The sequence below is a fragment of the Kitasatospora sp. NPDC059599 genome (assembly GCF_042735125.1).
In the GTDB taxonomy this organism is placed as follows: domain Bacteria; phylum Actinomycetota; class Actinomycetes; order Streptomycetales; family Streptomycetaceae; genus Kitasatospora.
Genome location: NZ_JBHWCL010000303.1, coordinates 1 through 1,690 on the forward strand (window position 1 = coordinate 1; position 1,690 = coordinate 1,690).

Annotated in this window: 1 protein-coding gene; it reads right to left on the reverse strand. The window is 69.8% G+C overall.

Going from position 1 to position 1,690, the window contains the following annotated elements; all coding sequences use genetic code 11:
• Positions 1-1,382, reverse strand: a 1,382-nt coding sequence (locus ACFV04_RS43695; protein ID WP_380536649.1) for a DUF1906 domain-containing protein, incomplete at its 3' end; no start/stop codon positions are given.
• Between the last annotated feature and the right edge of the window lie 308 nt (positions 1,383-1,690).

Consider the following 1,690-nt stretch of genomic DNA (forward strand, 5'->3'; position numbering starts at 1 on the left):
CGCTGGTTGTCGAAGACCTTGCCGTCGGCCAGGGTCGTCACGTGGAACGTCCCGTCCGGCAGCGCGGTGGTCGCGGTCTGCGTGATCCGGCCGCTTCCGTCGAGGAGCGCCGCGTTCGACCAGGTGCCGTCGGGGTTGCGCTGGTTGTCGAAGACGGACCCGCCCTTCACCGTGTCCACCCGCATGACCGGCGGGTTGTTGCTGCCGGATCCAGGGGCGACGTCCAGGTAGTTGCGGTCGACGTCGATCGTGACCCCGCCGTAGGTCTCGGCACGTCCCCGGTCACTCAAGTACTGGTGGATGCGCTGGTGGTTCGCCCACAAGGAGGACGGGACGAGCGGCTCATTGGTGTCCGCCACGTTGTTCCACCTGGCGATCCAGATCACGTCGGGCATGGTGTAGCTGCTCACGTTGTCGGCGAGGTCCCGGATGCCGGACTCGGCGCCGGCGTAGACGCCGGAGCGGTATCCGCGGGCGTGGAGCTGTGCCGACCAGGCGGAGAGGTAGGGCAATACGGTGCTGCGGTAGCCGGAGGTATAGTCCTCCATGTCGACGTACAGGGTCGAGCCGGGTCCGAAGCCCAGCTCGGCGGCCGCGGCGACTGCGCCGTTCGCCGCCTCGACACCCTGGCTTGCCGGGTTACCGAGCGAGGCGGCCTGCGGACCCGCCCAGATGGGCATGAAGTGCCATCCCGAACCGGCCTGCTGCTGGACCCAGCCGGCCGACAGGTTGGGCTGGCCACAGACCCGGGTCGGTCCACCGATGTAGATGCCCACGGCGCGGTACGGCGACGACTGCATCCAAGCCGACATGGCGCTCGAACTCGGCGCGGTACAGGCGTCGAAGCCGTATCCGGTGAACGCGGTGTCGGACACGCCGGCGGCGGAGGCCGAGGGCGCCGGCGGAGCAGCGTCGGCCCGGGAGTGACGGATGCCGGCCGTCACCGGGGCCAGGCCCGCCTTCCGCAGCACGTCCTCGACCACGGATCGGTGGTCTCCGTAGGCTGCGGTGACCTTGATCTTCGGTGCGATCGCGTGGAGTTCGGCGGCCGAGGTGTCATCCGTGGTCACCCTGTCCGGGGTCCCGGTGTCCTGAGGCTCGACCAGGAGGGCCTCGGTGCGGCCGGACGGATGGCTCGGACAGGCCTGGTCTGTTCCGGGGGTACCGACGTAGACGGTGTGCCGGTCGAAGCGCACACAGGACGTCGGGGCGCTCGCAAGGTCGACGACCGACCAGTCGCGGGGCACCTGGAAGTCGTAACCCCGGACGGACACGGTCCTGGTGGCAGCACCGGTGTCCGCGTGTGCCGTGCCGGGCCCGGAGGCGATCGACACCAGGGCGGCGCCCAGTGTCAGGGCCGCGCGCAGGCGTTGGGCGTTCAACGTTCGATCTCCTTGTACGTAGTCACATGGCAGTTCGCGGCCGGTCGGACCGGAAGGCGTTCATCGGGAGCGCGTCAGTGGGTAGGGGCCCGGGGCGGAGCTCGACCTCCCGCGCCCGGGCCCTTGGATCCTTCGTGCCGGGGTTACTTGAGGAATCCGGCGGCGGAGACGGCGGTGATCTGGCCGTTGTCGTCGAGGAGGGCTGCGCCGGTCCAGGTGCCGTCGGTGTTGCGCTGGTTGTCGAAGACCTTGCCGTTGGCGAGGGTCTGGACGTGCATGGTGCCGTCGGTGAGGCCGGTGGCGGAGAC